We start from the raw sequence: 8,403 nt of genomic DNA on the forward strand, positions 1-8,403 counted from the left end.
CATCATCTACAATGAAAAGGATAAGAATTCGATAAGCAATAAAAGCATTAATTGCATCTCAGAAGATAGAAAGGGAAGATTATGGTTTGCTACGGGTAATGGGCTCAGTATGTTGGTAAAACCCTCTTCCAGAAAATTTATCAATTTTTATCAAAAAGATGGTCTTGCTGGCAATGCTGTATATGCCGTTTTTGAAGATAGTAAAGGTATACTATGGGTAGGTACCACCAATGGTTTGAGTATGATGAAATCAGAGAAGGGCAGATTCAAAATTACTTCTTTTAATCATCGCCCCGAGGATCAGAAAAGTCTTAGTGATAATTTCGTTAAAACCATTGTAGAAGATCGTAAAGGCAGGATCTGGATTGGAACGGAAAAAGGCGGATTAAATCTTTTTGTTCCCGAATCAGGCTCATTTGTTCGGTTTAAATACGATGCCCTAAATCCAAAAGGATTGAGCAACAACAGTATCCGAAAGCTTATGCTCGATAATAATGGCAATATATGGGTGGCAACAATGAACGGCCTCAATATTTTGAACGCTGAAACGCTCAATTTTACAGTCTACAAGCATGATCCGGATAACAGAAAAAGTTTGAGTGATAACTCTATCAAAGAAATCTATAAAGACGAACAAGGGTCTATATGGTTAGGTACTATGTTTGGGGGGATAAATGTTAACCACCACAATAGCATTACTTTTGACGTATATAAGTATAATAAATATAGAAATAGCATCAGCGGTGATATTATCAGTGCAATAGAGGCTGATGACCAGGGGAATCTGTGGGTAGGTACAGAAGGGCAGGGACTGAACTGTTATAATGTGAAAACGGGTCTTTTTAAAAATTATGTGAATGATCCTTTTGATCCGAGCAGTTTAAGCCATAATACCGTCAAAGCTATTTTTAAAGATGGCCAGGGTAGGATCTGGGTTGGTTTATATCCAAGGATTGGATGTTTTTGATCCCCAAAAACAAATATTTACACATATCACCGACCTACCAGGAAAAGGTTTAAGGATTAGCAGTAATTACATTAGGTTCGTATATCAGGATTCAAAAAGGAACTTATGGGTCGGTACAATCAGCGGACTTAGCTTGTTGAGCCCTGGAGCTAAACAATTTAAGATATTCAGAAAAAAAGCCAAAAATAAAGACAGTCTTCAATCTAATCTGATTACCTGTATAAGAGAAAGCCGTCAGGGGAAAATCTGGATCGGAACGATGCGCGGAGGCTTGAGCTTATACCATCCTGAAACCGCTTCGTTTACTACTTATAATAAACAGAATGGTCTGCCCAGCAATAACATTACCAATCTATTAGACGATAATGAGGGTAACCTGTGGATAAGCAGCGACAGGGGACTTACCAAACTTGACCCACGACGGAGAAGCTTTAAAAACTACAATACAAGCGATGGTCTGCCTTCCAGTGAGTTCAATGTAAACTCCGCTTATAAGGACAAAAATGGCAAGTTATACTTTGGGAGTTTTAACGGACTGGTAGCCTTTACGCCAAGAGATATTAAGGAGAATACCGTTGTGCCAAAAACAGTATTCTCGGGCTTGAAACTATTTAACAAGCCGGTGCATATTGGAGGCTCCGATCAACTGTTGAATGAAGATATCAGTTTTACCAAATCCATCACGTTTTCTGCCGGTCAGAATATTTTTACCGTCGATTTTGTAACCTTAAATTACATCCAGCCCCAGCGTAATAAATACGCATACAAATTAGAAAACTTTGAAAAGGATTGGAATTATGTTAATATTCCATCTGCTACCTATACCAATCTGCCTTCTGGAAAGTATAGGCTATTGGTAAAAGGAAGCAATAACGATGGCCTTTGGAACAAAAATCCAACAGTATTGGAAATTCGGATACTGCCTCCGCTATGGCAAACCTGGTGGGCCTACCTGTTGTATTTTACAATAGCAGGTCTATCCTTGTATTTTGTACTCCGGTTTACCAGAAGACAGCAGAGATTAGAATCGAAACTCTATTACGAACAGCTGCATAGCGAGCAACAGCAGGAGCTTTTCCAGATGAAACTCGATTTTTTTACCAGGATTTCGCACGAGATCCGCACGCCATTGACCTTGATTTTCGCTCCTCTGGAAAAGCTGATCAAACTGACGCAAGAGAACAGTACAGTTAACCATTCGCTGGTCGGCATCAGAAGAAATACTGATCGGTTGTTGCGGTTAATAAGCGAACTACTTGATTTCAGGAAAATAGAAAGCGGACATGTTAATCTACACGTTTCTAAAAATGATCTGGTTGCTTTTAGCCATAATATCTACCGTTCCTATCTGAGCTTGGCAGAACTCAAAAACATCGATTATCAATTCAACAGTAAACAGGAAGAAGTTTTGATATATTTTGATGCTGGCCAAATGGAGAAGGTGTTTTACAATATCCTTTCCAATGCTTTTAAATATACACCTAATGGCGGAAAAATAATCTTCACGATTGCAGAACATGATGGGCAAGCTAAAGTCACGATAACCGATAACGGCATTGGTATTCCATTAGATGTGCAGGATAAAGTGTTTACCAATTTTTATCAGGTAAAATCAAGTGGTGTTATGGCCGAAGGCTGGGGAATAGGGCTTGCCCTTGTTAAAGATATAGTGGACCTGCACAAAGGGCAGATCTCCGTTTCAAGTGAGCCAGCTGTTGAAGGGAAAAATGGTAAGACCAGTTTAACGATCTTGCTCCGTTCTGGAAAAGAACATTTTTCAGCGGAAGAGCTGTTAGCAGGCGATAGTGCGCTAAAAATATTGGAAGATGTGCCCGGACAGCTAGCAGAAAGGCTTTCGGGTGAAGATGCTGAGGCGATTGTTGAGAAAAAATATACGGTACTTGTTGTGGAGGATAATGATGAATTAAGGGGGTTTATTGTACAGTCGCTAAAAGCTACCTATCATATCCTCGAAAGTATTGATGGATTAAAGGGCTGGGAAGCTGCTATTGAACATGTTCCTGATATTATAGTGAGTGATGTAACAATGCCAGAACTGAGCGGACTGGAACTCTGTATGAGAATAAAGCAGGAGGAGCGGACGAACCATATTCCGGTAATTATGCTCACCGCAATGGCTTCTCACTTGCACCAGGTTAACGGACTTGAAGCAGGGGCTGATGTTTATATTACAAAACCTTTCAGTATTCAGGTACTTGAATTAAATATACGCAACCTTTTACAGGGACGGGAGGAATTGAAACAGAAATACACCAGGCAGATTATGCTTACGCCACGAAAATTGGATGTAGAATCGCCAGATGAAAAGTTTCTGAACAAACTCATGCAGCTGGTGGAAGACAATATGGAAAATGTAGATTTTAACGTAGGCATGTTAGTTGATGGAATTGGGATGAGCCAAACGGTTTTGTATAAAAAAATAAAATCACTTACCGATCTCTCTATAGCTGATTTTATCAAATTGCAGCGGTTAAAAAGAGCAGCTCAGTTATTGGATGAAAAGAAACTCCGTATTGCAGAGGTCGCCTATGCTGTTGGTTTTAACGATAGAAAGTATTTTAGTAAGGAGTTTCGCAAACAGTTTGGCGTTGCCCCCTCAGATTATCTAGAAAAAACACCTTAAGTAACCATGGTTGAAAGAAAATTTAACCGTTTTTAATGTTTTGCAACAGGTCGATATAGTTGTATCTAATGTATAGCATAAGATGTATGTTGTCGGAGTTTATCTGACATGTGGTTTAAGGCGTAATAACCGATTGATCACTAAAATCTTTTTACAAAAGTCCTCATCCAGATTCGGTCTCTGCCATTACATTTAATAATTCGGGAAATATAAATTTTTAATGCCTTCAAGGAAGGGAAATAGAGGTTTAATGATGGTTCACTAAACTCCCTTGAACTTTTTATTCAAAGATTTATTAGACTTTTCAGCCTAATTTCAAACACCAAAATTTTTTTCGAAAAACGCTCAATTTATAAAATAAGTTAAAAATTGTTGAATTTAAGAAAAGTACACTGGCTCAGCTAAAACAGCTATTTTGACCCTGATTTCATGTTGTTAAACAGCGTGAGCAATGGAATTAATTGTTCAACAGTAGTCTCCAAAAGTGCACTTGAAGAAGTTGTATCATAAATATAGATTTGTCATCCTGAGTCTGTCGAAGGACCTGTTTAAATACTCCTTTAAGGTGTTTCGACAGGCTCAACATGACAGCATCTGAGGTGAAATCGCCTTTATGGTACACCCTCTTTTTTGTTGTTCAGTTTGAAAGGCCTTTTTAGCTTAACCTCGCTTTTCCCAGGAACCTTTCTCGCCAAGAATTTTTAAATAGCTGTTATATGGCTCATTAACGTGATAAAGTTGATACAGCTGATTGGTTAGCGCTGTAAGAAAGTTAAAGAAAATTAAAAATTCTTCTTCTGAGTTATAAATTCCGCCCCACTCATTCAATATCCAATTTAACCTTTTTCCATCCTGAGTGGTGATCGAAAATTCCAGGTAAGGAATATCTATGTCTGTGTTTTTGTAATAGTCTTGCTGTAGCCCCCCAAAAAGGCCTATTTGCTTTACGGGAACCTGAATGGAGTATATTTCTGAAAACAAAACAGAACCGAAACAGGAACTGGTAAAGCCTTCTTTACTTAGTGAAACAATTTCTCCCGACCGCCTTTCGGAGGCCACTTTAAACAACCTGTAAATGGCCATAAACATTAATGGTAAGGAGATCAGCAATAGCCAGGCCGGGAAAAGTGCATCCGGATGTAGTAGTAAAACGATGGCTGTTAATGAAATAGTCAGCAAGGTGGTGAAAAACCAAAACAGAATAGTTGAGTTTTTTTGGCCGTTATTAAAATGGAAGTGATAGGTATTCATAAATAACTAATTGGATAAATATCAAACCACAATTTCGGAAATTATTGCAGTAACGAAAGAGAAATTAATTGATAAAATTTTTAATTTAGCCATACACGGGGAGCTGAAAAAGTAGTTTGCAACGGTTGAAATTGGAAAGGGTTTGTGTTTTGATTGTCAATCACTTGTGGGTTGAATTTCCTAAATAAAAAGGAAAAATTTAATTCACCTCCTTTGCTGAAAATAGAAATGAAAAATGTTTTTGCTTTAATTGTCCTGCTGTTAATGTTTGCGCTGGCAAGAGCACGATCTAACCGAGAAGGTATAGTCACTGCTCCCTAACGGCTATTGGTTGAGGACAATTATTAATCTGCTACAGATCTAGGGAATAAATGGAGAATCATCAAATAGACTATAAGCAAATACAGTTACAGGAAAATATTCCATTGACTGAAGATGAAATAGCGCAAATGGAGACAGCGCAAAAAACAATTATGAGAATCGCAGTAATTACGCTTGTTGCTGCTATATTCTTTATTGGGATAATCGCTGCTTTAGCTGTAGAAAAGGAAACGCTCAACAATCTGAAGTATTACGACTATATCGCTTTTGCAGCTATAGGATTATTAATGTTTAGTTTTTGCTACTGCATTGCCTGGTTGGTAGATAGGTATAGCAAATACAATTGGAAGAAAGATAAACTAAACGGTAAAAACAGATTAACGAGTGTAGTTATCGGTCGGGACAAAACAGAGCATGCAGAATACCTGACTTTTTCGGGCCTAATTAAAAATGAAAAAATAAGGATTGAGGTTAAGCAAGAGGATTATAACCGTTATAAAATTGGATCGAAAGTTATTGTTACTTATCTGAAATTTAGCAAGAGGGCTCTTGATATCGCCGACTTTTAGATTTGAGGATCAATAAAAATGGTTCTTCTATTCTAGGCGATAAATGTTTTTCTGCTGATGGCAGCATCGCGGCATTTCGTTTTTTACAATCTAGGTATATTGGAGGATATCAGCTCAGTAATGTTACAAATACCTAAGTTTTTAGTAAAATTTAATAAAAATGTAAAAGGATTGTTTGGTCAGACCCGTTAGTATTTGAAGAAAATTCTGTTAAATATAAAAATGGCACAAGATTCTTCTTAGAAGAAGATAAATGTCATTAAAATAGCCCATTTTTAAATAAATCGTCAATTTTAAATGGCATCTAAATTAATAATTATATATTTGCAGCCTTGAAAGTAAGCAATGTCTAATCCTATTAATCAGTGATTTGAATATTACTTTTAACAGAGCCATAGGAATAAGGCTTTTTTAATTTTTGAAGACAACCTAAACAACTTGAATGCTTAATTTAGTTCTCTTTGGCCCTCCAGGGGCGGGTAAAGGCACCCAATCTGAAAAGCTGATTGCAAAATATCAGTTGGTACACGTTTCAACAGGCGATCTTTTTAGAGCACACGTTAAAGGAGAAACCGAATTAGGAAAAAAAGTAAGTCAATTGTTAGCTGATGGAGAATTGGTTCCAGATGCCATTACAATTGCCATGCTTGAAGAAGAGGTAGATAAAAATCCTGATGCTAAAGGATTTGTGTTTGATGGATTTCCGCGTACCGTTCCACAAGCAATAGAGCTTGATCTGTTTTTAGAGCGTAAAGGCAGTAAAATTGCTGGCGTTATTGCTTTAGATGTTGACCAGGACGAGTTAACAAAACGTATTGCCGAACGTCACAAAACCAGCGGCCGTCCTGATGATGACGCTGAAAAATTAAAAAAACGGATTTCAGAATATTTTGATAAAACCATCCACGTATTGCCTTATTATGAAGAGCAAGGAAAGTTGAACAAAGTAAACGGAATAGGTGAAATTGAAACAGTATATAATGATCTTTGCGCTGTAATCGATCAGTATAAGGTATAAAGTTCAAGTAGCGGATATAAAAGAGAAGGTTTTAATTAATTCCCGATCCAATATTCAAAAACATAAAAAGAGTTATAATGTTAAAACGTTATAACTCTTTAATTTTAAAGGAATTGTTGTTTTCGACGTTCCAGTATTAACATTTCAATATTAAAATATGTCACAGGGTTCGAATTTCGTAGATTATGTAAAAATTTGTTGCCGTTCTGGTAAGGGCGGGGCAGGTTCGGCACATTTACATCGTGATATTTTAACATCAATGGGTGGCCCCGATGGTGGTGATGGCGGTCGTGGTGGCCACATTATCGTTAAAGGCAGTATCCATATCTGGACATTATTGCACCTTAAATACCGTAAGCACATTATTGCTGAAGATGGTGGAGCAGGCGGTAGTTCCCATAAATTCGGTAAACAAGGTAAGGATGAGATCCTGGAGGTTCCGCTTGGTACCATTGCTAAAGATGCTGAAACTGGAGAAATCCTTTTCGAAATTACCAAAGATGGCGAGACTAAGATTTTAACAGCTGGTGGCCGTGGTGGTTTAGGGAATGCACACTTTAAAAATTCGGTTCAGCAAACACCGCGCTTTGCACAACCGGGTGAGCAGGGACAAGAGGTTTGGAACATTTTAGAATTAAAAGTTTTGGCCGATGTTGGCTTGGTTGGTTTCCCAAATGCAGGAAAATCTACATTGCTTTCGGTAGTTTCGGCTGCTAAGCCAGAAATTGCCGATTATCCTTTTACTACCATTGTTCCTAATCTGGGTATTGTAAGTTACAGGGGTGGAAAATCTTTTGTAATGGCCGATATCCCTGGGATTATCGAAGGTGCGTCAAAAGGTAAAGGTTTAGGCTATCGTTTCTTACGCCACATTGAACGTAACTCGGTATTGTTATTCATGGTCCCGGCTGATACAAGCCGTTCTATCAAAGAAGAGTACGAAATCCTTAAAAGCGAACTGGAATCTTACAATCCTGAATTAATGCAGAAACCGCATGTTTTAGCCATTACCAAATCAGATATGTTAGATGAAGAACTGATGGAAGAAATGAAACAGGGTCTGCCAAACATTCCATCTATATTTATTTCGTCAGTAGCTGAAAAAAATATTTTAGAACTGAAAGATATGCTTTGGAAAGCAATTGAAGGATAAAGCAGTTCATTAGTTCAATGGTCAGTTGTTTATTAGTTTCTACTCCTGACTAATGACCCAGTGAACTAATGAACTATTAACCAAACTAGGCTCTCAAACCGTCTACCGCCAAACCAATCCATTCTTTAAATAACATTTCCCATACGCCTAATGCACTGGTATTTGGAATAATGATATCACTTAAGTCGAATTCAGTATCTCCAGAAAAATTTGTTGGGTAATATTCAATTTTCTGTTTGGCTTGTTTATCAAAAATCAGTTTTGCCCTTGGGATGTGCCATGCACTGGTAATCACCAAAATTTTAGCTTTAGGCTTGCTTTTCGCGATGAGTGCGAGGCTGTACCTTGCATTTTCGATTGTATTTCTGCTATGGTTTTCAATCATGATTGCAGAATCAGGAATGCCGATCAATTTTAAGTACTGAATGGCTAAATCAGCTTCTTTAATTTTTTGGTCTATTAAATTTGCGCTCCCACCAC

Annotated in this window: 7 protein-coding genes; 5 read left to right on the top strand and 2 right to left on the bottom strand. The window is 37.7% G+C overall.

What is annotated here, in order from left to right:
• Both AC1DPQ_RS11795 and AC1DPQ_RS11800 read left to right on the top strand, forming a co-directional pair.
• Nucleotides 1-967 (top strand): ligand-binding sensor domain-containing protein (locus AC1DPQ_RS11795; protein WP_477609414.1); only part of this gene is annotated, 967 nt, incomplete at its 5' end.
• A complete protein-coding gene (locus tag AC1DPQ_RS11800) occupies nucleotides 915-3,611 on the top strand; it encodes a hybrid sensor histidine kinase/response regulator transcription factor (protein WP_477609415.1) in 2,697 nt (898 codons plus the stop codon). The genes AC1DPQ_RS11795 and AC1DPQ_RS11800, both read left to right, overlap by 53 nt.
• 660 nt (nucleotides 3,612-4,271) lie before the next feature.
• On the opposite strand, the gene AC1DPQ_RS11805 is transcribed toward AC1DPQ_RS11800, so the two are convergent.
• Nucleotides 4,272-4,862: a hypothetical protein gene (locus AC1DPQ_RS11805; protein WP_477578996.1), complete on the bottom strand. Its 591-nt coding sequence runs from the start codon at nucleotides 4,860-4,862 to the stop codon at nucleotides 4,272-4,274.
• Between the two features lie 371 nt (nucleotides 4,863-5,233).
• Between AC1DPQ_RS11805 and AC1DPQ_RS11810 the strand changes: the two genes are divergently transcribed.
• The 3 genes from AC1DPQ_RS11810 to obgE all read left to right on the top strand — a co-directional run bounded on the left by AC1DPQ_RS11810 (nucleotide 5,234) and on the right by obgE (nucleotide 7,923).
• Nucleotides 5,234-5,752 carry a hypothetical protein gene (locus AC1DPQ_RS11810; protein ID WP_477578994.1) on the top strand — a complete coding sequence of 173 codons (519 nt, stop codon included), beginning with the start codon at nucleotides 5,234-5,236 and terminating at the stop codon, nucleotides 5,750-5,752.
• Nucleotides 5,753-6,194: 442 nt separating this feature from the next.
• Nucleotides 6,195-6,770: an adenylate kinase gene (locus AC1DPQ_RS11815; RefSeq protein ID WP_121283653.1), complete on the top strand. Its 576-nt coding sequence runs from the start codon at nucleotides 6,195-6,197 to the stop codon at nucleotides 6,768-6,770.
• Nucleotides 6,771-6,927: 157 nt separating this feature from the next.
• Nucleotides 6,928-7,923 carry a GTPase ObgE gene (gene obgE, locus AC1DPQ_RS11820; RefSeq protein WP_477609417.1) on the top strand — a complete coding sequence of 332 codons (996 nt, stop codon included), beginning with the start codon at nucleotides 6,928-6,930 and terminating at the stop codon, nucleotides 7,921-7,923.
• Between the two features lie 85 nt (nucleotides 7,924-8,008).
• Here obgE and AC1DPQ_RS11825 read toward each other — a convergent pair.
• A partial coding sequence (locus AC1DPQ_RS11825) for a YdcF family protein (protein WP_477609419.1) occupies nucleotides 8,009-8,403 on the bottom strand: 395 nt, incomplete at its 5' end.

Source organism: Pedobacter sp. 01T416_2, from assembly GCF_056398925.1.

Bases quoted from the DNA above. Each gene is read 5' to 3' on its own strand.
- AC1DPQ_RS11800 (WP_477609415.1), top strand. From the start codon at position 915: ATGGCCAGGGTAGGATCTGGGTTGGTTTATATCCAAGGATTGGATGTT.
- AC1DPQ_RS11805 (WP_477578996.1), bottom strand. From the start codon at position 4,862: ATGAATACCTATCACTTCCATTTTAATAACGGCCAAAAAAACTCAACT.
- AC1DPQ_RS11810 (WP_477578994.1), top strand. From the start codon at position 5,234: ATGGAGAATCATCAAATAGACTATAAGCAAATACAGTTACAGGAAAAT.
- AC1DPQ_RS11815 (WP_121283653.1), top strand. From the start codon at position 6,195: ATGCTTAATTTAGTTCTCTTTGGCCCTCCAGGGGCGGGTAAAGGCACC.
- obgE (WP_477609417.1), top strand. From the start codon at position 6,928: ATGTCACAGGGTTCGAATTTCGTAGATTATGTAAAAATTTGTTGCCGT.